The sequence below is a fragment of the Aquabacter albus genome (assembly GCF_040049275.1).
GTDB lineage: Bacteria > Pseudomonadota > Alphaproteobacteria > Rhizobiales > Xanthobacteraceae > Aquabacter.
Map to the genome: position 1 here is coordinate 372567 of NZ_JBDZDT010000008.1, position 22335 is coordinate 394901.

Sequence of the window (22335 nt, forward strand, 5' to 3'; positions counted from 1 at the left end):
GGCGTCAGCGGGCAAGGGCGCTGGCCATGTGCGCGACGCCGAGTTCCGGGCTGGTGAGGACAGGCACGGACGACGCCGAGCCCTCGAGCGCGCGCGCCATGGAGGCCTGCGCCAGGACCACCACGTCCACCTCGGGTGCAATCGCGAGAAGGCCGGCGCGCACGAGATCGTCATGGGCGGCGCGGTCGCCGGCCGCGAGCTTCGCGAAGGCGCCGTCGCACAGATGACTCGCAATGCGGACGTCACGCCCAGCCTGGGCGGCGTGGCGCTCCAGAAGCGCAGTCGTGGGCGCGAGCGTGGTGGAGAGGGTCGCGAGAACGCCGATGCGGCGGCCCTTCTCCAGCGCTGCCAGCGCCATGCCGTCATCCACGCGGAACAGCGGCACCGGGCACAGAGGGATGGCGGCATCCACCGCGGGGCCGAGGGAGGAGCAGGTGACGAGGATGGCCTGCGCCCCCGCATCCACCGCCGACCACACATAGGTGGCCAGCCGCCGCATGGTGAGCTGGGAGAGGCTGCCCTCGCGGATGGTGTTCCGCAGCAGGCTCTCATCGACGATGTTGAACGGCGCCCAGCCGGGCAGATGGCGCGCGGCCAGCTCCTCGAACACCGGCACGAGGCCCGCGACGGTGTGGATCAGCGCGAGCGAACGGGGAGAGGCGTCAGGCGCGGGCATGGGTCGGTCCGGCTATTTCGGGAAGGCGGTGTTCAACTCGTCGATCTGGGCCTGCGTCAGCAGGCGCGGCTGGCGGTCCCGCAGCAGCACCAGGAGCTTGGCGGTCTCTTCCAGCTCCTCGGCGGCATAGATTGCGGTCTGGAGGTCCTTCGCCGTGACCACCGGGCCGTGATTGGCCAGGAGCACGGCGGCGCATTCGCCCTTCAGCTCGCGGATCATGGTGCCCATGGCGGGGTCGCCGGGCCGCACATAAGGCAGCAGCCGCACGCGGCCGACGCGCATCACCACATAGGGCGTCAGCGGCGCGATGCAGTTGGAAGGATCGATCTCCGGCAGGCAGGAGAGCGCCGTGGCATAGGTGGAGTGCAGGTGCACCACCGCCCCGGTCTCGGGCCGCGTCTCGTAGAAAGCCTGATGGAGGAAGATCTCCTTGGAGGGCTTGTCGCCGGAGACATGGCGCCCTTCGCGGTCGAGCTTGGAGATGCGCTCAGCATCGAGGAAGCCCAGGCAGGAATTGGTGGGAGTGATGAGGATGCCGTCCTCCACCGCCACGCTGATATTGCCGGCGGACCCCACGGAATAGCCGCGCTCGAACAGCGAGCGCGACAGGCGCACCAGCATCTGGCGGGCAGCGGCCTCGTCCATGGCGGTCATGCTCCCGTGCCGGAGATGGCGCCCAGCGCCTTCTCAAAGAAATCGACGCCGCCGAAATTGCCGGATTTCAAGGCCATGCCGAGCCCGGTGCCATCCTCCGTCACCAGGACCGGCACGCCGGGATCGATCTCCGGCCCGATGCGGAAGGACGTGACGCCGAGCGCGGAGACCACCGCGCCGGAGGTCTCGCCCCCGCCCACCACGATGCGCCGCACACCGGCATCGAACAGCGCCTTGGCGGCCTGCGCGAACAAAGCGTCCAGCTTGTGGGCGACCGCTTCGCGGCCATACTTCTCCTGAAGCGCCGCCACTTCTTCGGGCTTCGAGGAGGAATAGACCAGGGGCGCCTTGCCGTGATTGGCGCGCACGAAGGCGACGAGGTCGTCGGCCTTAAGCGTGCCGTCCATGACCTTGTTCACATCGATGGCGAGGACGGGATGGCCTGTGGAATGCCGCTCGATCTGCGCCAGCGTGGCGCGCGAGCAGCTTCCCACCAGCACGGCGTCGAGCCCGTCTATGGCATCCACTTCGGGCTTTCCGCCCTTCGCAAGCCCGGCCTTGATGAAGTTGCGCGGCAGGCCGAGCGCGATGCCCGAGCCGCCGGTGAGCAGCTTCGCCTCGGCGCAGGCGGCGGCGATGGTGAGGAGGTCGTCATTGGCGAGGGCATCGACGATGACCAGCGTCTCGCCCTTCTCGCCGGCGGTTACGAGGGCGGCGCGCACGGCGTCCGGCCCGCGCCGGATCACGCTCCAATCCACCAGCCCCACCGGGTCCTTGCATTGAAGGCCGAGCCAGCGGCGCAGGTCCGCATCCGTCATGGGGTTGAGCGGATGGTGCTCCATGCCGGATTCGTTCAGCAGCCGGTCGCCGACGAAGAGGTGGCCCTTATAGATGGTGCGCCCCGCATCGGGGAAAACCGAGCAGGCGATCACGCCCTTCTCGCCGAGCCGCTTCGCCAGCGCCTCACCCACCGGGCCGATATTGCCCTCGGGGGTGGAATCGAAGGTCGAGCAATATTTGAAGATAATCTGCCGGCAGCCCTGGGCCTCCAGCCAGTCCAGGGCTTCCAGCGACTGCGCCACTGCCTCGGCCGCCGGGATGGACCGGCTTTTCAGGGCGATGACGCAGGCTTCCACATCAGGCGCGGCATCGGTCCTGGGCACGCCGAGATACTGCACGGTGCGCAACCCGCCTTCGGGCGCGATGCCCTTGGCGATGGTGTTGGCGATGTCGCTCGCCCCGGTGAAATCGTCGGCGATGACTCCGAGCAGCATGGCGTGCCTCACTTTTGGCGATACGTCAGAGGGTCAGGCGTTTTCCTTCAGCACCGCGCGCTTGGCCTTCACCAAAGCGGCAAGGCAGCGGTCGCGCCATGCCTTGCGGGCGTCGAGCTGGTCGGCGGGGGTCTTCTCGCGGCGCTGCGTCTCGACGGTGGCCACCAGCGCTTCCCCCCACGGCCGCGGATCGGCCTGTTCCTTGGCGAGATCGTAATACATCGGGCCGAGCTTGGCGCAATAGTCCGCGACACCGCCCTGGGCGTTGAGGTCGATGGTCTCGAACGGGCCCATGAAGAACCAGCGCAGGCCGAGCCCTTCGGACACCGCAGCATCCACGTCGGGCGCCGAGACGATGCCGTCTTCCACGAGGCGGAAGGCTTCCGCCAGCATGGCGCTCTGGAGGCGATTCACCACAAAGCCGGCGATCTCGCGATTGAGCCGTATCGGCACCTGGCCGAGCTGCTTCATCAGCGCGTCGGTGCGCTCCACCACGCTCGGCGCTGTCCAGGGCGCGGGGATGATCTCCACCAGCGGGATGAGATGCGGCGGGTTGATGGGGTGCGCCACCACGCAGCGCTCGCGGCCCTCGATGTCTGCCGTGAAGGAGGAGGCCGGCAGGCCCGAGGTGGAGGAGGCGATCACCGCGTCCGGCTTCACCACCGCGGCCAACTCCTTGTAGAGCGCCTGCTTGATGGGCAGCCGCTCGGGCGCGCTCTCCTGGATGTAGTCGGCATCGCGCACCGCATCCGCAAGGCTCGCGGCGGGCTTCAGGCGGGCGATGACGGCGGCGGGATCCTGGCCGTTGAGCAGGCCCTGCTCGGCCAGCGCCGGCGCAGCGCCGCGCGCGAAGGCGAAGGCGGCTTCCATGGAGGCCGGCGAGGGATCATAGAGCGTCACCTCGAAGCCAGCGCGGGCGAACACAAGGCCCCAGGAGCCGCCGACGAGGCCGCAGCCGACAAGAGCGATTTTCGTCATGAGGGTCTGTCCTATCTACAGGAGAGGCGGCCGGCACGCGGCCGCCGGATGCTCAGGCGGAGGCGGCGAGGCCGCCGAGATAGGCGGCGCGGACCTGGGGGTCGCTCCACAATTCGTCCGGCTTGCCGGAGACGAGCAAGGTTCCGGCCTCCAACACGTAGCCGCGGTCCGCCACGGAAAGCGCCATGTTGGCGTTCTGCTCCACGAGGAGAACCGTGGTGCCGCGCTCGCGGATCTGCGAGATGATGCGGAACACCTGCTGCACGATCAGCGGGGCGAGGCCGAGGGAGGGCTCGTCCAGCAGCAGCAGCTTCGGCTTCGCCATCAGCCCGCGCGCCACCGCCACCATCTGCATCTGGCCGCCCGAAAGGCTCCAGCAATAGGCCTGCTCCAGCCGCTTCAGATCGGGGAAGAAGTCGAACATCTCGTCCGCCTCCTTCTCCAGCTGCCCGCGCGAGACGCCGGCGCGGTTGGAGGAGCCCAGCAGGATGTTGTCGCGGACGGTGAGGCCGGGGAACAGGCGGCGGCCTTCCGGCACATGCGCAAGGCCGAGCTTGGCGATGGCCTCGGTCTTCATGCCGAGGACGGACTGGCCGGCGAAGGTGATGGTGCCGGAGACGTGGGGCACCAGCCCGGAGATGGAGCGCAGCGTCGTGCTCTTGCCTGCGCCGTTGGAGCCCAGCAGGGCGACGATCTCGCCTTCCTCGACGGTGAGGTCGAGGCCCTTGAGCACGTCGCCGGCATTGTAGCGTGCGGTGAGGCCCTTGATCTCAAGCAGCTTCATTACGCGGCTCCCCCAGATAGGCGGCGATGACTTCGGGATGGGCGAGCACCGTGCGGGGCTCGCCATCGGCGATGCGCTTGCCGAAGTTCAGCACGGTGATGTGGTCGGCCACCTGCTCGATCAGCTTCATGTCGTGATCGATGATGACGATGGTGAGCCCGTGGCCCTTCAGGCGCTTCAGCAGCGCGGCCATCTCGCCCTTCTCTGTGAGGTTGAGGCCGGCGGCGGGCTCGTCCAGCAGCAGGATCTCCGGCGAGCCGGCGAGCGCGCGGGCGATCTCCACATAGCGCTGGTGGCCGTAGGGCAGATCGCCCACCGGCAGGCCGGCCACATCGCGCAGGCCGACGAAATCGAGCGCGGCGAGCGCCCGCTCCATGGTGGCGTCGGCGCCCGACACGTCATTGCCGTCGCGCTCGGCACCGATGGTGACGTTCTCCAGGACCGTGAGGCCGCGGAACACGCGGATGTTCTGGTAGGTGCGGCACATGCCGAGCTTCGCCCGCTCGTGCGGCGGCAGGCCCGTAATGTCACGCCCCAGCAGCTTCACATTGCCGGCGGTGGCCACGTAAAGCCCGGTGATGACGTTCAGCATGGTGGTCTTGCCCGAGCCGTTCGGGCCGATGAGCGCGTGCACGGAGCCCTTGCGCACCACCATGTCCACGCCGTCGAGGGCTTTCAGGCCGCCGAAATGCTTGGCGAGGCCCTTCACCTCCATCACGATCTCCTGGGAGGCCGTGCCGGTGCGGCTGAGCAGAGGCAGGGGCGTCACCGGGCCGAAATCCACCGGCACCGCCTTGAAGAAGCGGTCGGTGAGGAGCCCCCACACGCCGCGCGGCAGGAAGATCATGATGGCGATCACCGCCGCGCCATAGACCGCCAGATACGCTTGGCGCAGGAAGCGCAGCCATTCCGGCAGCAGCACCAGAAGGATGGTGCCGAGCAGCGCGCCGATGGGCGACTGCACGCCGCCCAAGAGCGCCATGGTCAGGAGCACGATGGATTCGTTGAAGGTGAACTGGTCCGGGCTGATATAGGAGAACGCGCCCGCGAACAGCCCCCCGCCGAGCCCGCCCAAAGCGGCACTGATGCCGAAGGCCACCGTCTTGGTGCGGAACACGTTGATGCCGCAGGTGGAGGCGGCGATCTCATTGTCGCGCACCGCCTGCATGGCGCGGCCGAGCCGGCTGGTCTTCAGGAAGGCGGTGTAGAGCGTCACCACCACCAGGAAGATCAGGCAGAGCGCGAGATAGGCGGAGCCGCCGGACAGGTCGAGCGGGCCCAGCACCGGCCGGGCGACGCCGGAAATGCCGTCCGGCCCCCGGGTGAAGGAGATCCAGTTGGTCAGCACCATGGTGACGATCATCTGGAAGCCGATGGTCACCATGGCGAGATAGTGCCCGCCGAGGCGCAGGCTGGCGAGGCCGAGGAAGATGCCGCCGAGCGCGGTCGTCACGACGCCGATGGCCAGCGCCACGAAGAATGGCAGGCCGTAATCCACGGTGCCCAGCGCGACGCAATAGGCGCCGATGCCGAGGAACGCCGCCTGGCAGAGCGCGAGCTGGCCGCAATAGCCGAGCACGATGACGACGCCGGCCACCGCGATGGCATAGGTCGCCGCCTGCATCATGATGTTGAGGTAGTAGCCGTGGGTCGGCACCACGAAGGTGATGGCCACGGCGGCGAGGATGGCGAGGCCGCCTGCAAGGAGGTAGCGGCTGCGGGAAGAGGCTGAACGGGTCATGGTCTCCTCCTCACGCCTTCTCGGCGATGCGTTCGCCGAACAGCCCCTGCGGACGCACCAGCAGCACGGCCAGCAGCATCAGGAAGGCGAAGGCGTCTTTGTAGGGAACGGAGATGTAGGCGGCGCCCAGCGTCTCCACGATACCGATGAGGAGGCCACCGAAGATGGCGCCCGGAATGGAGCCGAAGCCGCCGATGATGTTGGCGGCGAACGCCTTCAGCGCGATCAGCGGGCCGATGCCCACGGAGACGAACAGGATGGGCGCCACGAGGATGCCGGCGAGGCCGCCGAGCGCCGCGCTATAGGCGAAGGTGCCGAAGATCATGGCGATGACCGGAATGCCCAGAAGGCTCGCCATCTCCTTGTCCTGGGAGGTGGCCTGGAGCTTCTTGCCCACCATGGTCTTCTCGAAGATGAGATACTGCAGCGAGACCAGGATCGCCGTCACCGCGATGATGCAGAGATACTGGCTGTCCATGAACACGTTGCCCACCAGGAAGCCGGCGCCGTCGAACAGGCCGGGCAGCACCTGCGGGCTCGGGCCATAGGTGGCGAGGATCAGGTTCGAGAGCAGGATGGTCGCGCCGATGGTGGAGATGATCACCGGGATCTGCCCCCGGTCGCGCAGCGGCCAGTAGGTGATGGAGGCGAAGACGACGCCGAACACCGCCATCGCCACCACGGCGAGCACCAGCGAGAAGACGTAATGCACGCCGAAGCCGGTGAGCAGGATGACCATGGCGTAAGCGCCCAGCATCGAGAACTCGCCCTGGGCGAAGTTCACGACATTGGCCGAGCGGATCAGCAGCACGAAGCCGAGGGCCACCATCGCATAGATGGAGCCGATGCCGATGCCGGTGAACAGAAGCTGAGGAAGCAGATCCATCGCCGATCCTGCGCGCGAGGGGTCAAGGTCCGCCTCCCGGCCGGCTGCATGGCCGGGCCGAGAGGCGGGCGAAGTGCGATCAGGAGATCACGTGAGGGAGATGATCGCGCCGGGTGCGATCACTTGTCGAAGGCGATGTGCCGGTCGAAGACGATCTTGCCGTTGTCGTTGCGGACGATGTTGTAGCCGCGCAGGCCGTCGCCATTCTCGTCGAAATTATAAACGCCTTCGGTGCCCTTGAAGTCCTTGATGGAGAGCAGGGCTTCGCGGAGCTTGGCCGGGTCGGTCGAGCCGGCCTTCTTGATGGCTTCGGCCAGCAGGAGCACTGCGTCATAGGCCCAGGCGGAGGTGTAGTCGGGCGCGCGGCCGACCTTCTTCTGGAACTCCTCGTAATAGGCTTTGGCCTGCGCGTTGGAGTCCGCATTGAAGTCCGCCACCGCATAGGTGCCGTAGAGCGCCGGGCCGGCGAGCTGCATGGCAGTGGTGGAGGCGACCGAGGCCGAGCCGATCCAGGGCGCCGTCACGCCGAACTGCTTGAGCTGGCGGGCGAGCACCGCCACGTCGTTCTCGAACGCGGTGTAGGTGGCGATGATGTCGGCGCCGGACTGGCGCACCGCGAGCACCACGGGGGTGAGGTCGGTCTGGCCGTTATTGAAGCCCTGCACCAGGACCGGCTCGATGCCGAGATCCTTGAGCTGAGCGATCAGCGCCTTGGAACCATTGGTGCCGAAAGCGTCGGTGGAGTGGAGGACGGCCCACTTCTTCTTCTTCAGCTCGTTGACGCCGAAAGCGGCGATCACCTTGGCCGAGAAGAGATCATTCGGACGGGCACGGAAGAACCAGGGATTGCCGGAATGGGTCAGCGTCGGGTCGGTGCCACCGAAGAACACCGGGATGCCGGCCTTCTTGGCATCCGCCGAGATGGCGTTCACCTGGGTGGAGCGCACCGAGGAGAGCACCGCCGCCAGATCGCCGCGGTTGATCAGGCGCGAGAAGGCCAGAACGATGCCGGGATTGGTGGTCTGGTCGTCCTCGACCACCAGCTCCAGCTTGCGGCCATTGATGCCGCCGGCGGCGTTCACGCGCTCGATGCCGAGCTTGGCGCCTTCCTGCTGGAGGTGGCCGATTTCGGCGGCGGCGCCGGTCAGCGGCGCGGTCATGCCAATCTTGATGGCGTCCTGCGCGGCAGCGGGAACCAGCGCGCCCAGAAGGGCGGCGGCGGATAAAAGGCCAAGCGTGGAACGGCGAGAAAGGGTCATTGAGCGGTCTCCCGATTTCCGATCCGATTTGATATCGGATTGTTGGAGGGGACCTTTGCTGCTAGCTTCCCGCTGAGTCAAGGGGCCGCGCGTGTGGTGATGACGTTTCGTTGACTTTGGAGCTCCTAAAGAGACATTCTCTTGCGCATGCCCGAAGCTGGACGCCTATGAACAGTACATATCAAATTTCCAAGCCTGTCCGCCTCGGCATGGAAGTGTACGACATCCTTCTGAAGAAGCTGATGTCGCTCGAAATTCAGCCGGAAGAGCGTATAAGCGTCGATAAGCTGGCGCGCGAGCTAGGTGTTTCGCAAACACCGATCCGCGAAGCGCTCAGCCAACTTGAAATTCAGGGCCTTGTCCTCAAAGTCCATTTGTCGGGCTACCGTGCAGCCTCGCAGCTCACGCGCAAGCAATTCGATGATTTGTGCGAATTGCGCCTGCTGCTGGAGCCTGCCGCGGCGGCGAAGGCGGCGACGCTGATGTCGGTCGGCGAGCTTGATGAATTATCGACGCTCGCAGCGCGGATGGAGGAGCCCTCCCCCAGCGATCCGCGCTCGGCCTACAACGCCTTCGCCCAGCAGGATGCCCGCTTCCACGCCGAGATCGCCCGGGCGAGCCAGAATGACCTGCTCCGCGAGATCGTCACCCAGCAGCGCGTGCACCTGCATCTGTTCCGGCTGCGCTTCTATGCACGGGTGACGCAGGACGCCATCGTGGAACACGCTGCCATCCTCGATGCCTTCCGCCGCCGTGATCCCTCCGGCGCGGCCACGGCCATGCGCGCGCATATCGAGAACGCCCACGCCCGCTTCAAAAGCGTCTACGAGGATTAGGCGGAAGGCCCATTAAGTGTGAGGTGATGAGCTCGGGCCCTGCTGAAGGAGCCGCCGTTGCGCAGAACGGCTTTCAGCGCCGGATCGCGAAATCCGGCGCTGGCTGGCAGGACGACCCCTGCTTTAGAACATGGTTCCGTGAAATCCGTGCCGCAGCACCTGAGGCGAACGGCAGGATGGGGGCCGGTCAGTCGAAGACCGAATCCGCTGCCGTGATCAGGCCCAGCGTGGGATTCTTGCCGCAATATTGGCCGAGCTTCTCGGCATTGGCGAGGAAGGTGTCGGTGTCGATCACCGGCGGCGCGTCTTCATCCTTATAATAGGCGTCGAGCCAGGTCAGGATGATCATCACAGTGGTCTTGTCGGAACCGACGAACTGCTGGCAGGTCATCGTCGACAGATCCATTTTCTCGGCTGCCGCCGGGGTCACAATGCCAAGAAACAGCGCCGCAACAATCGCGAACTTCATCGCTTAAGCCCCATATCCCAAAAGCCCGGGGCACGCTATCACGGCTCCGCTCCAGCTGCCACGCTCGGCTCTGCTCTTTCGTTCAGCCGCCTCAATAACGACGCTCGCCTGCTGCAGGTGGGGCTCGCCCAAGGCGCTCGACAGACGCATGATCACAGGGCAAACACCCGGCACCCGGAGCGTGAATCGCCCGCTATCTTTTTCCGCCACAGCGACGGATCCTGCTTTCAGCTTCAGGCGAGGCCTCGCAGATCCCGGAGACACCTTATGGCCGACATTCCCGCTTCGATCCTCACCGGCCTCAGGGTCAATTTCATCCACCCGGATGGTCTCGGAAGCGCGCTGCTGCTCGACCTCACCACGGATGAAGGCGAGCACCGCTTCGTGCTGCCCTGCGACCCGGCGCTGAGCAGCGCCGAGGTGGAGAAGATCGGCGACGAACTGATGGCCGCGCTCGACAAGCTCATCGCCCCGTCCGATGGGGAGGAAGAGGCAGACTAGGCCCGCGCGGCACAAATTGCGGGCCCCGGCGTTTCCACCTGGAACACAGCCGTGAGGACGCCATGCCCAGTCACGTTGCCCGCGCCGCCGCCATCCTGATCAGCGCCGCTCCCATGGCGGCGCTGGCGCAGGCGCCCGCAGCGCCGCCTCCGGCCGTGGCGCCCGTTCCGCCCACCCCACCGGAGCCGCAGGCAAGGGCCTCCGCCAAGGCGGAGGCGGAAGGCAAGCAGGACACCGCCCTGGTGCTGGCCTGCAAGGCGCGGGCGCTCTCCATCCTCAAGCAGCGTTCGCCCTCCATCGAGGACATCTTCATCGACATGGACGGCATCACCGTCGCGAAGGCCGACCTCTCGGTGGAGGACACCAAGGTCCACACCGTGATCATGGGCGAGGCCTATATCCAGCGCGACCAGACCGACAAGGTGCATCGCTTCCTCTGCCTCACCGGGGAAGGCGGCAAGGTGCTGATGACCTTCTTCACCGAGCGTTAGATCGCCATCCCGCCCTATTGCCGCGCGATGCAGCGCACCGGGCCGGAGAGTTCCTCCTGGCCGTCCGGCAAGGTGATGACCGCCTGCTGCGCCAAAGCGGCGCCGAGACCCTTGGCGGCGTAGTCCTTGAACTGCCGGCACGTGGCAGGCTCACCCGGCCCCGTCACCGCCCAGAAAGTGACCTTCCCCGCCTCCACCTTCACCGGCACCTCGTCGTCATAGGACCGCGTGAAGCTCGTGCGGCGGGTGGCCAGGTTGTAGAATGCCAGCATCCGCGCCGGCCCGGTGCCCTCGTCGAGGACCAGCACATCGCCGCTGAGGCCGAGCACATAGAAGGTATCCTCCGGCCCGCCGACGCTGAAGTCGCCCACCCAGCGCCTGAACATGCACGGGCGGTTCTGGCCGGGGCGGAGGGGCTGGACGACGATATGGCTTCCCGGGCTTCCCGTGCGCGGCATGTGGACCACCTGGAAACGCGTGCTCTGCAGGCACTTGGGCGGTGCCGCCTCGGCGGCGGACGCCAGCAGGAGCAGGCTGAGGATCACGACGACACGGCGGCGCATTGTGGTGTTCCGTTCAAATCTTGCTGGGGTCGCGCTTGATCAGCGCAGCAGGCAGCCAGAGCGTGGCGCGGGCCGGTGCGCCCCGCTCCTCGTCGAGCACCAGCATACCGTCACTCTGCGCCGCAAAGCGAGCGACAAGGCGCAGCCGCGTCTCGCCCCTCACGTCGGCGGTGCGTGACGCGCCGCCCTCATTGTCCAGTTCGAAGTCGATGGCCACGTAGTCGCCCGCCTCCAGGCCTTCGGGCCCGGCGGTGCGCACCGCGCGCCGCACAGCTTTCACCTTCAGCCGCGCGCCCGCTGGGGCGATTTCCTTCAGCCCCAGGGCGAGGTCCAGCAGCGCGAGGTCGAACCGGGCGGGATCGACGAACACGTCGGTGGAGGATTCGATGGCGGCTTCCGCGAAGTCCGGCGGCGGCCAGACCGCCCCCGTCATCAGCTTCCGCAGTGCGGCGAGCGCGGTTTCGACATTGACGATCCGCGCCTCCGCCCCCCGGGTCCGGGCCCCCGCGACGAGGCGCTGGGCGGCGGAAACACCATGGACCGCGCCGTCTACCGCGTCCTGCAGGGCGATGGACGCGGCGGGGCGCTCGCCTGCCTGTGGTGCGTTCGGCAATTGCCGGCGGACCTGCGCGAGGACCGCGAGGACCACGCGGAGCAGCGTATCCACGCCGCGCTCGACCCCGCTGGCCGGCTCGGCTGGCGCGCTGCGCCGATCGCGGGCCATGAAAGGCGGCTCCTCATCCGCCGCCACGCCCCGCCTTCGCGCGGGGCCGAAGAGAACCAATGCCCCGCCCGCCGCCAGCGCCCCGCTGGCGCAGGCTGCCGCGATGCCGTAGCCGACAAGCCGCCCATACCAGGCGGACAGAAGGTCGGTCTCGTTCACCGCATAAACCAGGGTGAGCGGCACGGTGGGCAGAGTGCGGAAAGCCGTCAGGCTTGGCCGGGTGTCGAGCGTGACCTTGCCGGTGATGAGGCCGGAGCTCTGGAGCGCCGTCTGTTCCACCAGTTCGGAGGAGGCGAGCATGGGTTCGGCCGGCACGCGCGGATTGGGCGAGCGGAAGATCAGCATGCCGTCCTTGCGCATCAGCGCCGCGGAGGCGTGGCTCTCGGGAAGGAAGGCGCCACGATACAGCGAATGGAAATATTCCGGGAAGATGGTCACCGCGACGATGCCCCGGAACGTGCCCTGGCGTGTGATGGGGCGGCTGGCGGTAAAGGAGACCGAGCGCGAGAGCTCGCCCCGGAATGGCACGGAGAGAAACAGCCCCTCATGCCCTGCTTTTCCCACCGTGAAATATTCCCGGTGCTGCACATCGTAGGGCGGCATGGGGAAGGCGCGGCTGGAGGCAGCGATGCTGCCGTTCTCGTCCACGAGGAAGACCGATTCCAACGGTGGAAGGCGCCGCCGCACATCCACCAGCATCTGGTGAATCCGGCCGTCGGTCCGCACGTCCGAGAACGGCCGATCCTCTATGGCAACGTCCAGCTGGAGCAAGGCGATGTCGATGGCGCTGAACACCGCGTCCGCATGCTCTGCGAGGGTGTAGGCGGTGGCGAGCGCCGCCTGGCGCGCGGTCCGCAGCTCAGACGCACGATCATACCACGACACCACCCCGAAGATCAGAAGCGGCATCGCCGCGCAGAGCGCGAGCAGCCCCGCTCGCCAGCGGCGCCCATGGGCGACAGGTGCGGGCCGTGAACGGGTAAAGCGACTGAACATGCGGGTGTCCCACCCCCCGGGGACTTGCGGAAGATATTCCAGCGCGCGCGAACGAGCCAACCATAAGCGCATGGAAAGTGCCGCCGGCTATCGGTTGGCCGATGAAAATGCCGCTGCAGCGGGAACCCGCCTCCCTCCTACTGGTTGAGAGAGCTTGAACTGGGCACGCCGAAAGCCACCGGGATCCAGAAAAGCGAGGTCATGACCATAATGGAGAAGCCGAAATCGCTTCGCGGGTTTGCAGCAATGGCGCCGGAAAAGCGGCAGGCCATCGCCCGCCTGGGCGGCCAGAGCCTCCCGCCGGAGAAACGCAGCTTTTCGCAGAACAAGGAACTGGCTGCGAAAGCCGGGGCTCGGGGCGGAAAAAGCGTCGCCAACGAGAAGCGGAGCTTCTCCGTGGATCGCTCGCTGGCCTCCAGCGCCGGGCGCAAGGGCGGAAAGCACGCCCCGGTGCGGGTATCGAAGCCGGCGGACTGACGCAGCCGGTCCGCCGCACGTCCCCGAGCACGCATAAAATGAAACGCCCGCCTCCCCTCGGAGGCGGGCGTTTCAGTGTGACTCGTACCGGGCGTCAGAACTTGTAGTTCACGCCCACCTTCAGCACGCTCAGCTGATTGTCCGCGCTGATGGAGCCGAGGGTCGAGGGGATGGTGTAGCTGCTGCCGTCGAGATCGATGTACTGGTACTCGATCTTGGCGGTCCAGTTGTTGGTGAAGGCGTATTCCACGCCGCCGCCAATGGTCCAGCCCCAGTTGGTCTCGGACGTATCGACACCATAGATGGAGCCGTAATCCGAACGGCCCCAGGCGAGACCACCCGTGATGTAAGGCAGCACGCGATCGAAGGCGTAGCCGAGGCGGGCGCGGACCGTGCCGAACACGTTCAGGCTCGCGTCGGTGAGGCCGGCCGCGAACGGGCCGAACGGAACGATGGCGACGCTGTTGGAGCCGAGATCGGCCCAGTTCACGTCGGCTTCGATGCCGAGCACCACATTGTTGGCGAACTGCCAATTGTAACCGGCCTGAAGACCGCCGGTGAAGCCGTTGGCATCGCCGACGCTGAGGCTGGTCGGGGGAATGCCAAAGGCGGGGGAGACCGTGAGGTCGTTGTTCAGCCAGGCCCAGCCGACGTTGCCGCCGATATAGAAGCCGGTCCAGGAGAAGATAGGAACCACCACAGGCGGCGGTGCCTTCACAGGGTAACGAGCCAAGTCAGCCGCGACTGCCGGAATGGACATAACCAGCAGGGCGACGCCGGAGAGCAGGATCTTTTTCATATGGAACCTCCATCAATCACCATCGACGACCCTAACTGCGCGAAATTGTGAATCGTCTCACCAACTTCACCCCGAAAGCTGCATTTCCCCCGGCCCTGGCAAAATTGTCACAGATTTGTAACCCGGCCTTACAACTGAGCGGTGCCATGCTGCCGACTCACGGCCACGGCGTCGGCGAGGCTTAAAATCCTACCGCCGGGCGCGTGACGCCTTGGATCGCCGGTTTGCCGAAAATGAAGAGACCCCTCCTCAAGCCGAGGCGGAGGTCGTCCATAGACGGCCTCAGCATCATGACGCCGCGGCCAGGAACTTTATTTCGAGATGAACTTTTCCACGGGGGGGCCGGTGTCGCCCCTGAACGCCCTGCGCCGGTATCGCGGCCATCGCTTGCGTCGCGCAGAAGCGACGAGCCGGAAAACGAATCAGCTGGGAGATGGGGCCTGACCATTTTGCACAGGAGGGCGCGCGGCCATCGCGCGAGCCATTCTGGCACAACTACGCGAGCACGGGTTGGAAGCGCTGCCCTGCGCCGGGTCGAAACTGGGTGGGAAGGTGCCCTTCAGGGCTTTAGATTTGGTGGAGCCAGGCGGAATCGAACCGCCGACCTCTTGAATGCCATTCAAGCGCTCTCCCAACTGAGCTATGGCCCCACCGGGCCGCGGGCTGAGCGCTTTATGAAAGCGCTTCGGGAAGACCCGCGGCGGGATGCCCGGGGGGTGTGCCCCCGAGCGAGAGCGGCCTTTAAGCACAAGCCGCTGCGAGCATCAAGTCTCTTCATCGTCCTCGAGGCCCTCTCCGATCAAATCGGAGACGTCATCCCCATCATCTTCGTCTTCTTCGAGGAAGGTGTCGTCCTCGTCGCCATCGGCGGCGATGTCCTCGTCCACGTCGATATCGTCGTCGGCCACAGCCACCTTGGTGCCCGCAGCCTCCTCATCGGCCTCCTCGAGGCTGATCACCTCGACATCAGCAACTTCGTCCTCGGCCTCCTCAGCCACCGGCGCAGCACGCGTCTCGCTTCGCGAGCTGCCGCGGACGGCAGGCTCGAAAAAGGAGCGCGGGTAGGATTCCCCGGTGTACGGCGACACCACAGGGTCCTTGTTGAGATCGTAGAATTTTCGGCCCGTTACGGGGCAGATGCGCTTAGTGCCTAGTTCAGGCTTCGCCACGGCAAGGACCCTTCGGTGGCTTCAAAAAGGAGGGTGCTCAATTGACGAATGCCCATGGCGCTGTCAAGGCAGAATCAGCGACGGCGCCTTGGTTCGCCGTGCGGGCCCGTGATAGAGCCTGTCGCAACCCATAAGCCACGACCATTTCGAAGGCTGCTCATGTCCAGCGCCCACATGCCCACATCCTCCGCCACCGGCCATGGCACGGGTGACCCCGTGCCCGCGCGCAGCCGCCCCTCTCCTGCCCTTTCGGGGCGCGTGCGGGTGCCGGGCGACAAGTCGGTGTCGCACCGCGCCCTCATCCTCGGCGCGCTCTCCCGCGGCGAAACCCATATTCGCGGCCTCCTCGAAGGCGAGGACGTGCTCAACACCGCCAAGGCCGTGGGCCAGCTCGGTGCGCAGGTGGAGCGGCTGGGGGACGGCGAGTGGCGGGTGAAGGGGGTCGGCGTCGGCGGCTTCCGCGCGCCCGACGCGCCGCTGGATTTCGGCAATTCCGGCACCGGCGTGCGCCTGATGATGGGGGCGGTCGCCGGCAATCCCATCGCCGCCACGTTCGATGGCGATGCGAGCCTGCGCAAGCGCCCCATGCGGCGCGTGCTCGACCCACTGGTGACCATGGGCGTTGAGGTGGTGGATGCCGCCGAGGGCGGCCGGCTGCCGCTGCGCATGCAGGGCCTCGCGGACCTTTCCGCCTTCACCTATGAGACCCCCGTTCCCTCCGCCCAGGTGAAGTCGGCGGTGCTGCTGGCCGGGCTTGCCGCCTCGGGCGAGACGGTGGTGAAGGAGCGCGAGGCCACCCGCGACCACACCGAGCGCATGCTCGCCCATTTCGGCGCCGAGCTGAAGGTGGAGCCCTTCGGCACCCATGGCCGCACCATCACCCTCCCCGGCCGCCCGGACCTCGTGGGCGCGCCCGTGGTGGTGCCCTCCGACCCCTCCTCTGCGGGCTTCCCGCTGGTGGCGGCGGTGATCGTGCCCGGCTCCGACATCATCATCGCCGACATGATGATGAACCCGCTGCGCATCGGCCTCCTCACCACGCTGAAGGAGATGGGCGCGAACATCGAAATCCTCGCCGAGCGCACCGAGGGCGGCGAGGCGGTGGCGGACATCCGTGTCCGGCATTCGCGCCTGCGCGGCGTCGAGGTGCCGGCGGAGCGCGCGCCGTCCATGATCGACGAATATCCCGTCCTCGCGGTGGCCGCCGCCTTCGCTGAAGGGCGCACAATTATGCGCGGCCTTGCCGAGCTGCGGGTGAAGGAGAGCGACCGGCTGGCGGCGGTGGCCGACGGCATCGCCGCCTGCGGCATTCCCCACGAAGTGGTGGGCGACGACCTCATCGTGGAGGGCAGCCCCGTGGTGCCGGGCGGCGGGCCCGTGGCGACCCACATGGATCACCGCATCGCCATGGCCTTCCTGGTGCTGGGCCTTGCGACCCGCGACGGCGTCGCCATCGATGACACCACCTTCATCGCCACCTCCTTCCCCACCTTCATGCCCATGATGCGCGGCCTCGGCGCCGTCATCGATTGAGCGCGAACGTGGTCATCGCCATCGACGGGCCGGCGGCATCCGGCAAGGGCACCCTCGGCCGGCGCATCGCCGAGGCGCTGGGTCTCTCCCATCTGGACACCGGCCTGCTCTATCGCGCGGTCGCCGCCCGCTGCCTTGCGGACGGCACCCTCGCCGATGAGGCGGCGAGCGTCGCGGCGGCGCACGCCCTCGACCTCTCCACCCTCGACCCCGAGGCGCTGCGCGGCGGCGAGATGGGCGAGGCGGCCTCCGTGGTGGCGGCGCGGCCCGCCGTGCGCGCGGCCCTGTTCGACCTGCAGCGCCGCTTCGCCGCCCGCCCGGGCGGCGCGGTGCTGGACGGGCGCGACATCGGCACCGTCATCTGCCCGGACGCAACCGTGAAGCTGTTCGTCACCGCGACCCCGGAAGTGCGGGCCGAGCGGCGCTACAGAGAGCTTGCGGCGCGTGGGGCGGGCACCAGCTTCGAAGACGTGCTCGCCGACATCCGGGTGCGGGACGCACGGGATTCCGGCCGCTCCGCCGCCCCCTTGATGAGGGCCGACGACGCCCTGCTGCTGGACACGACCCATCTCACCGTGGAGGGGGTATTCAGCGAGGCCATGAAGCTGATCCGCGCGAAAATCGGGAAGGTGTGACGGCGCTGCTTTGCCCGTGTGGACAAGCCTGAGCGGGTCTGATAAGAGAACGCTCCTCCCGGCAGAGGTGTCCTTGTGCGCGAGCATGGCGTCGCTGGTCCGGGCCGTTTCATATCAGTGCGAAATGCGATCGGCGCAACAGCTCGAAGAGGCAACACGTGCAAGTTCTCGTCCGCGATAACAATGTTGATCAGGCCCTCAAGGCGCTCAAGAAGAAGATGCAGCGCGAGGGGATCTTCCGCGAGATGAAGCTGCGTGGCCATTACGAGAAGCCGTCCGAGAAGCGGGCCCGCGAAGAGGCGGAAGCCGTCCGCCGCGCCCGCAAGCTGGCCCGCAAGCGCGCGCAGCGCGAGGGTCTCATCCCCTCGAAGCCCCGCCCCCCGCGGTGAGCTTTCCCCGCGCTGGTTTCCGGCGCGGTGCCTTCGACTCCCACTGATCGCTTGATGCTGAATCCGCGTGGCTCCGCCGCGCGGATTTTTGCGTTGCGCGCATCGACCTCTCGCGAAGACCCCTCAAGATGAAGCCGGGCGGCGCCACGCCCGACCATCTCGCCCCCCTCGGCACCCTCTTCCTGGGCGGAGCGGGAAAAGCCGACTCCGCACGCGAAACCAAACCTGTCATGGTGCGTTGCACACAGGGGGCGTGGATTAGAATCCCGGACAGGCGGATTTTAATCGATTACATGAAATCGTAAGCGCTTTCATGTAGATCGAACCCGAAATTGTGCGGGACGGGCAGAGGCGCGTCGCGGTTATCGGAGGGCGGGTATGGTTGCTCGGGTCATTTCGGTCGAACCCTTCGATATTGTCGTCTTCGGAGCAACCGGCGACCTCGCCAAGCGCAAGCTGCTTCCGGCCTTGTACGAGCGGGAGGTGGCGGGCCAGATGCCGGCGGATGCCCGCATCATCGGCGTTTCGCGCCGCCCCATGGCCCAGGAGGAATTCCGCGCTCTCGCCCGCGAGTCGGTGGAGGAAAGCGACCCCCATGCGGAGCCGGAAGCCCTGGCGCGCTTCCTCAAGCAGATCGACTATGTGGCGGTGGACGCGCTTTCCGACGAAGGCTGGGGCGATCTCTGCCAGCGCCTGTCCGCGCGCGAGGACCGCGTCCGCGTCTTCTATCTGGCGGTGGGGCCGGACCTGTTCGACGACATCTGCGCCCGCATCGGCGCAAGCGGCCTCGTCACCAAGAAGACCCGCGTGGTGGTGGAGAAGCCGGTTGGCAAGAATCTCGAATCCGCCCGCGCGGTGAATGCGGCCGTGGGGAAGGTCTTCCCCGAGGAGTCGGTGTTCCGCATCGACCATTATCTCGGCAAGGAGACGGTGCAGAACCTGATGGCGCTGCGCTTCGCCAACGCCCTGTTCGAGCCGGTGTGGAACCACGCCCATATCGACCATGTGCAGATCACAGTCGCGGAGAGCCTCGGGGTCGCGGGCCGCGCCGGCTATTACGACACGGCGGGCGCGCTGCGGGACATGGTGCAGAACCACATGCTCCAGCTCCTGTGCCTTGTGGCCATGGAGCCGCCGGTCAGCATGGACGCGGATTCGGTGCGCGACGAGAAGCTGAAGGTGCTGAAAGCCCTGGAGCCCATCGACGAGCGCAACGCCCAGCACGTGACCGTGCGCGGCCAATATCGCGCCGGCGCCTCGGCGGGCGGGGCGGTGACGGGCTATCTGGAGGAATTGGGCGCGAACGAGCCCAGCAATACCGAGACCTTCGTCGCCATCAAGGCCGAGATCGGCAACTGGCGCTGGGCCGGCGTGCCCTTCTATCTGCGCACCGGCAAGCGCCTCGCGAGCCGGGTGTCGGAGATCGTGGTGGCCTTCAAGCCCATTCCCCATTCGGTGTTCGACGGCAATGCCGGGCAGATCATGGCCAACCGGCTGGTGATCCGCCTCCAGCCGGACGAGGGCGTGAAGCTGTGGCTGATGATCAAGGATCCCGGCCCCGGCGGCATGCGGCTCCAGCACGTGCCTCTCGACATGAGCTTCGCAGAAGCCTTCGGCGTGCGGAACGTGGACGCATATGAGCGCCTGATCATGGACGTGGTGCGGGGCAACCAGACCCTGTTCATGCGGCGCGACGAGGTGGAAGCGGCCTGGCACTGGATCGACCCGATCCTCGATGCCTGGCGCGCCTCCCGCGAGCCGCCGAAACCCTACACCGCCGGCACCTGGGGGCCATCGGCCTCCATCGCGCTCATCGAGCGGGACGGGCGCACCTGGATGGACGATGCGTGAGGCTCATGAAGGGCGCAGTCTTGTTCCCTCTCCCGCTTGCGGGGGAGGGCTAGGGAGGGGGAACAGCGCGACAGGGCGATCCGTCGCACATCCACCCGGCTGACGGCCCCCTCCCCACCCCTCCCCCGCAAGCGGGAGAGGGAGTCTGCGGTGCATCTGTCCATAGTGCCGTGCTTAGGGAACCAGAGCACATGACCGCCTCCCCCATCGCCCTCACAGCCTATCCCGATGCCGACGCTCTCGCCCGCGCGCTGGCCGTCCATGTGGCCGAGGCGCTGCGCGCCCGCAGCGCCAAGGACGGCATCGCCGCGCTGGCCGTCTCCGGAGGCCGCACGCCGACGCGATTTCTGGAAGTCCTCTCCAACGCGCCCATCGACTGGACGCGCATCATCGTCACCTTGGTGGACGAGCGCTGGGTGCCGGAGACGTCGGAACGCTCCAACGCCGCTTTGGTCCGCCACCATCTTCTGAAGAACGCCGCGCAGACCGCGCGTTTCGTGCCGCTCTGTACCGGCGCGCCCACCCCCGAAGACGGGCTCGCCGAAGCGGAGAAGACGGTCGAGGCCCTTCCTCTCCCCTTCGCGGCCATGGTGCTCGGCATGGGCGATGACGGACACACCGCCTCCTTCTTCCCCCATGCGGAAGCGCTTCCCGTAGCCATCGATCCCAGAACACCGGCGCTTCTCGCCGCCGTGCGGGCGGAGGCGGCGGGCGAGCCGCGCATCACCTTCACCCTCCCGCCCGTTCTCGCTGCGGACGCGCTATTCCTGCATATCGAGGGCGCGGGCAAGCGCGCGGTCCTCGACAAGGCCTGCGAAGCCGGGCCCGTGGAGGACATGCCCATCCGCGCCGTGCTGCGCCACGCCGCCCGTCCCCTGGACGTGCTGTGGTGCCCCTGATGGAGACCTGAAAGCCATGACCGACCGCTCGAAGCTCCCGGAAATCTGGCACGCTTTGTCCGCCGCCCGCGAGGCCGGCGCCGGCACGCGCATCGCCGATTTGTTCTCCCACAAGGACCGCTTCGCGCGATTCTCGGCCAGCTTCGGCGACCTGCTGCTGGATGCTTCCAAGACCGCGCTCACGGACGACACTCTCGCGCTTCTCCTCGACCTCGCCCGGGCGGCAGGGGTGGAGGCGCGGCGCGACGCCATGTTCTCCGGCGCCCACATCAACGCCACCGAGGACCGCGCGGTGCTCCACATGGCGCTGCGCGACGGCTCGGACGAACCTCTCACGCTCGATGGGACGGACGTGAGGACGGACGTGCGCACGACCCTCGAGCGCCTTGGCGCCTTTGCCGCCGCCGTGCGCTCGGGCGCCATTGCCGGCAACCGGGGCCATGCCTTCACGGACGTGGTGAATATCGGCATCGGCGGGTCGGACCTCGGCCCGGCCATGGCGACGCTGGCGCTCGCACCCTATCATGACGGCCCGCGCACCCATTTCGTCTCCAATGTGGACGGCGCGCACCTTGCCGATGTGCTCAAGCCGCTGAACCCGGCGAGCACCCTCTTCATCGTGGCCTCCAAGACCTTCACCACTGTTGAGACCATGACCAATGCCCGTTCGGCCCGCGCCTGGATCGCGCAGGCGCTGGGCGAGGACGCGGTGGGGGACCATTTCTGCGCGGTCTCAACGGCGCTGAAGGAGGTGGCCGCCTTCGGCATCTCGGCGGAGCGCACCTTCGGCTTCTGGGACTGGGTGGGCGGGCGCTATTCGCTCTGGTCGGCCATCGGCCTGCCGTTGCAGATCGCCATCGGCCCGCATCTGTTCAAGGATTTCCTGGTGGGCGGCGCGGCCATGGACGGGCATTTCCGCTCCGCCCCGCTGGCAGAGAATCTTCCGGTGCTACTGGCGCTGGTGGGGGTATGGCACCGCAATGTCTGCGCCTATCCGAGCCGCGCCATCATTCCCTACGACCAGCGCCTCGCCCGCTTTCCGGCCTATCTCCAGCAGCTCGACATGGAGAGCAACGGCAAGAGCGTGACCCTGGACGGCGGCACCCCCGCCACCGCCACGGGACCCATCGTATGGGGCGAGCCGGGCACCAATGCCCAGCACGCCTTCTTCCAGCTCCTCCACCAGGGCACGGACATCGTGCCGGTGGAATTCCTCATCGCGGCGGAGGGCCACGAGGCCCATCTGAAGCATCACCACGAACTGCTGAAGGCCAATTGCCTCGCCCAGTCCGAGGCGCTGATGCGGGGGCGCTCCATCGCGGAGGTGGAGGCGCAGCTCCGGGCCAAGGGCCTGGACGACGCTGCCATCGCGCGACTGGCCCCGCACAAGGTGTTCCCGGGCAACCGCCCCTCCGTGACCATCGCCTATCCCCTCCTCGACCCCTTCACCCTGGGCCAGCTCATTGCGCTCTATGAGCACCGCGTGTTCGTGGAGGCGGCTATCTGGGGCATCAATGCCTTCGACCAATGGGGCGTCGAGCTGGGCAAGGAAATGGCGACCGAACTGCTTCCCGCGGTTCAGGGCGGCGCCGCGCCGGCCGGCGCGTCAGGCTCGACCCTGGGGCTTCTTTCGCATTTGCGAATTAGTCGAGGGTAACAATGCTGCTATGCAACATTGCATGGCGCATCTGTGTATTATGTATACCACAGATGCCGTGAAATAGGTCAGGATGCCTTCGCAATTCAGGGCG

Annotated in this window: 23 protein-coding genes and 1 tRNA gene; 10 read left to right on the forward strand and 14 right to left on the reverse strand. The window is 67.1% G+C overall.

Going from position 1 to position 22335, the window contains the following annotated elements:
- Positions 1 to 4: 4 nt before the first annotated feature.
- The 8 genes from ABLE91_RS21890 to ABLE91_RS21925 all read right to left on the reverse strand — a co-directional run bounded on the left by ABLE91_RS21890 (position 5) and on the right by ABLE91_RS21925 (position 8252).
- Entirely contained in the window at positions 5 to 676 is a 672-nt protein-coding gene (locus ABLE91_RS21890; protein ID WP_348934274.1) for an aspartate/glutamate racemase family protein, read from the reverse strand.
- A gap of 12 nt (positions 677 to 688) precedes the next feature.
- Positions 689 to 1321 (reverse strand): 3-oxo-tetronate 4-phosphate decarboxylase, encoded by a 633-nt coding sequence (gene otnC, locus ABLE91_RS21895; RefSeq protein ID WP_348934276.1) that lies wholly within the window; start codon positions 1319 to 1321, stop codon positions 689 to 691.
- A 5-nt stretch (positions 1322 to 1326) separates the two neighbouring features.
- Positions 1327 to 2604, reverse strand: a complete 1278-nt coding sequence (gene otnK, locus ABLE91_RS21900) for a 3-oxo-tetronate kinase (protein WP_348934278.1) — start codon at positions 2602 to 2604, stop codon at positions 1327 to 1329.
- 33 nt (positions 2605 to 2637) lie between these two features.
- On the reverse strand, positions 2638 to 3582 hold the full coding sequence (locus ABLE91_RS21905) for a 3-hydroxyacyl-CoA dehydrogenase (RefSeq protein ID WP_348934280.1): 945 nt from the start codon (positions 3580 to 3582) through the stop codon (positions 2638 to 2640).
- A 52-nt stretch (positions 3583 to 3634) separates the two neighbouring features.
- Positions 3635 to 4366 carry an ABC transporter ATP-binding protein gene (locus ABLE91_RS21910; RefSeq protein ID WP_348934281.1) on the reverse strand — a complete coding sequence of 244 codons (732 nt, stop codon included), beginning with the start codon at positions 4364 to 4366 and terminating at the stop codon, positions 3635 to 3637.
- Positions 4353 to 6107 carry a branched-chain amino acid ABC transporter ATP-binding protein/permease gene (locus tag ABLE91_RS21915; protein WP_348934282.1) on the reverse strand — a complete coding sequence of 585 codons (1755 nt, stop codon included), beginning with the start codon at positions 6105 to 6107 and terminating at the stop codon, positions 4353 to 4355. Before ABLE91_RS21915 ends, ABLE91_RS21910 begins: the two co-directional genes overlap by 14 nt.
- A gap of 10 nt (positions 6108 to 6117) precedes the next feature.
- Positions 6118 to 6993 (reverse strand): branched-chain amino acid ABC transporter permease, encoded by an 876-nt coding sequence (locus ABLE91_RS21920; protein ID WP_348934283.1) that lies wholly within the window; start codon positions 6991 to 6993, stop codon positions 6118 to 6120.
- Between the two features lie 119 nt (positions 6994 to 7112).
- Positions 7113 to 8252, reverse strand: coding sequence for an ABC transporter substrate-binding protein (locus tag ABLE91_RS21925; protein ID WP_348934284.1), 1140 nt, complete (start codon positions 8250 to 8252; stop codon positions 7113 to 7115).
- A 209-nt stretch (positions 8253 to 8461) separates the two neighbouring features.
- Between ABLE91_RS21925 and ABLE91_RS21930 the strand changes: the two genes are divergently transcribed.
- Positions 8462 to 9088 (forward strand): GntR family transcriptional regulator, encoded by a 627-nt coding sequence (locus ABLE91_RS21930; RefSeq protein WP_348934286.1) that lies wholly within the window; start codon positions 8462 to 8464, stop codon positions 9086 to 9088.
- A gap of 187 nt (positions 9089 to 9275) precedes the next feature.
- On the opposite strand, the gene ABLE91_RS21935 is transcribed toward ABLE91_RS21930, so the two are convergent.
- Positions 9276 to 9557 (reverse strand): HdeA/HdeB family chaperone, encoded by a 282-nt coding sequence (locus ABLE91_RS21935; RefSeq protein ID WP_348934287.1) that lies wholly within the window; start codon positions 9555 to 9557, stop codon positions 9276 to 9278.
- A 267-nt stretch (positions 9558 to 9824) separates the two neighbouring features.
- Between ABLE91_RS21935 and ABLE91_RS21940 the strand changes: the two genes are divergently transcribed.
- On the forward strand, positions 9825 to 10058 hold the full coding sequence (locus ABLE91_RS21940; RefSeq protein ID WP_348934288.1) for a hypothetical protein: 234 nt from the start codon (positions 9825 to 9827) through the stop codon (positions 10056 to 10058).
- A gap of 62 nt (positions 10059 to 10120) precedes the next feature.
- Entirely contained in the window at positions 10121 to 10549 is a 429-nt protein-coding gene (locus ABLE91_RS21945; RefSeq protein ID WP_348934290.1) for a hypothetical protein, read from the forward strand.
- A 14-nt stretch (positions 10550 to 10563) separates the two neighbouring features.
- Here the strand turns inward: ABLE91_RS21945 and ABLE91_RS21950 are convergent, their stop codons facing one another.
- Together ABLE91_RS21950 and ABLE91_RS21955 are read right to left on the reverse strand one after the other, a co-directional pair.
- Positions 10564 to 11112, reverse strand: a complete 549-nt coding sequence (locus tag ABLE91_RS21950) for a hypothetical protein (RefSeq protein WP_348934291.1) — start codon at positions 11110 to 11112, stop codon at positions 10564 to 10566.
- Positions 11113 to 11125: 13 nt separating this feature from the next.
- Positions 11126 to 12832 carry a cache domain-containing protein gene (locus ABLE91_RS21955; RefSeq protein WP_348934293.1) on the reverse strand — a complete coding sequence of 569 codons (1707 nt, stop codon included), beginning with the start codon at positions 12830 to 12832 and terminating at the stop codon, positions 11126 to 11128.
- A 201-nt stretch (positions 12833 to 13033) separates the two neighbouring features.
- Between ABLE91_RS21955 and ABLE91_RS21960 the strand changes: the two genes are divergently transcribed.
- The gene (locus ABLE91_RS21960) at positions 13034 to 13309 is read left to right on the forward strand and encodes a con-10 family general stress protein (protein ID WP_348934294.1); all 276 of its coding nucleotides are present in this window, start codon (positions 13034 to 13036) and stop codon (positions 13307 to 13309) included.
- A 94-nt stretch (positions 13310 to 13403) separates the two neighbouring features.
- Here the strand turns inward: ABLE91_RS21960 and ABLE91_RS21965 are convergent, their stop codons facing one another.
- The 3 genes from ABLE91_RS21965 to ABLE91_RS21975 all read right to left on the reverse strand — a co-directional run bounded on the left by ABLE91_RS21965 (position 13404) and on the right by ABLE91_RS21975 (position 15277).
- Positions 13404 to 14108, reverse strand: coding sequence for an outer membrane protein (locus ABLE91_RS21965; RefSeq protein ID WP_348934296.1), 705 nt, complete (start codon positions 14106 to 14108; stop codon positions 13404 to 13406).
- A gap of 574 nt (positions 14109 to 14682) precedes the next feature.
- Positions 14683 to 14758: transfer RNA gene (locus tag ABLE91_RS21970), tRNA-Ala, on the reverse strand.
- A gap of 114 nt (positions 14759 to 14872) precedes the next feature.
- A complete protein-coding gene (locus tag ABLE91_RS21975; protein WP_348934298.1) occupies positions 14873 to 15277 on the reverse strand; it encodes a TIGR02300 family protein in 405 nt (134 codons plus the stop codon).
- Positions 15278 to 15451: 174 nt separating this feature from the next.
- Here ABLE91_RS21975 and aroA point away from each other — a divergent pair, with 174 nt between their 5' ends.
- From aroA to pgi, 6 genes are all read left to right on the forward strand, one after another.
- Positions 15452 to 16810, forward strand: coding sequence for a 3-phosphoshikimate 1-carboxyvinyltransferase (aroA, locus tag ABLE91_RS21980; protein WP_348934364.1), 1359 nt, complete (start codon positions 15452 to 15454; stop codon positions 16808 to 16810).
- Positions 16811 to 16818: 8 nt separating this feature from the next.
- On the forward strand, positions 16819 to 17445 hold the full coding sequence (gene cmk, locus ABLE91_RS21985) for a (d)CMP kinase (protein ID WP_348934365.1): 627 nt from the start codon (positions 16819 to 16821) through the stop codon (positions 17443 to 17445).
- 158 nt (positions 17446 to 17603) lie between these two features.
- Entirely contained in the window at positions 17604 to 17834 is a 231-nt protein-coding gene (rpsU, locus tag ABLE91_RS21990) for a 30S ribosomal protein S21 (protein WP_348934300.1), read from the forward strand.
- 378 nt (positions 17835 to 18212) lie between these two features.
- Positions 18213 to 19685 carry a glucose-6-phosphate dehydrogenase gene (gene zwf / locus ABLE91_RS21995; RefSeq protein WP_348934302.1) on the forward strand — a complete coding sequence of 491 codons (1473 nt, stop codon included), beginning with the start codon at positions 18213 to 18215 and terminating at the stop codon, positions 19683 to 19685.
- Between the two features lie 191 nt (positions 19686 to 19876).
- A complete protein-coding gene (gene pgl / locus ABLE91_RS22000) occupies positions 19877 to 20584 on the forward strand; it encodes a 6-phosphogluconolactonase (RefSeq protein ID WP_348934303.1) in 708 nt (235 codons plus the stop codon).
- A gap of 16 nt (positions 20585 to 20600) precedes the next feature.
- The gene (gene pgi / locus ABLE91_RS22005) at positions 20601 to 22241 is read left to right on the forward strand and encodes a glucose-6-phosphate isomerase (protein ID WP_348934304.1); all 1641 of its coding nucleotides are present in this window, start codon (positions 20601 to 20603) and stop codon (positions 22239 to 22241) included.
- The last annotated feature ends 94 nt before the right edge of the window (positions 22242 to 22335 follow it).